Origin of the sequence: Pseudoalteromonas sp. T1lg23B, from assembly GCF_002964665.1 — a bacterium.
Classification (GTDB): Bacteria; Pseudomonadota; Gammaproteobacteria; order Enterobacterales; family Alteromonadaceae; genus Pseudoalteromonas.
Window position 1 is genome coordinate 1 of the sequence record NZ_PQBZ01000004.1, and the last position, 737, is coordinate 737.

Annotated in this window: 1 rRNA gene; it reads left to right on the forward strand. The window is 47.9% G+C overall.

The features are described from left to right. Positions 1–19 precede the first annotated feature (19 nt). Positions 20–737 (forward strand): 23S ribosomal RNA (locus tag C2M32_RS02350); the annotation flags it as partial.

Below are 737 nucleotides of genomic sequence, written 5' to 3' on the forward strand. Positions count from 1 at the left end.
AAACTGTTTTGGGTTGTATGGTTAAGTGACTAAGCGTACACGGTGGATGCCTTGGCAGTTGGAGGCGATGAAGGACGTACTAACTTGCGATAAGCCTAGTTGAGCCAGTAAGAGGCGCTTGAGACTAGGATTTCCGAATGGGGAAACCCACCTGCTTGCAGGTATCATATGGTGAATACATAGCCATATGAGGCGAACGCGGAGAACTGAAACATCTAAGTACCCGTAGGAAAAGAAATCAACCGAGATTCCGAAAGTAGCGGCGAGCGAAATCGGACCAGCCCTTAAGCTTTAGTGTAGTTAGTGGAACATTCTGGAAAGTTTGACGACACAGGGTGATAGTCCCGTACACAAAAACTTATCTAAAGTGAAATCGAGTAGGTCGGAGCACGTGAAACTTTGACTGAATATTGGGGGAACCATCCTCCAAGGCTAAATACTCCCAACTGACCGATAGTGAACCAGTACCGTGAGGGAAAGGCGAAAAGAACCCCTGTGAGGGGAGTGAACTAGAACCTGAAACCGTGTACGTACAAGCAGTAGGAGCAGAACCAGTACCGTGAGGGAAAGGCGAAAAGAACCCCTGTGAGGGGAGTGAAATAGAACCTGAAACCGTGTACGTACAAGCAGTAGGAGCACCTTCGTGGTGTGACTGCGTACCTTTTGTATAATGGGTCAGCGACTTATATTTTGTAGCGAGGTTAACCGAATAGGGTAGCCGTAGCGAAAGCGAGTCT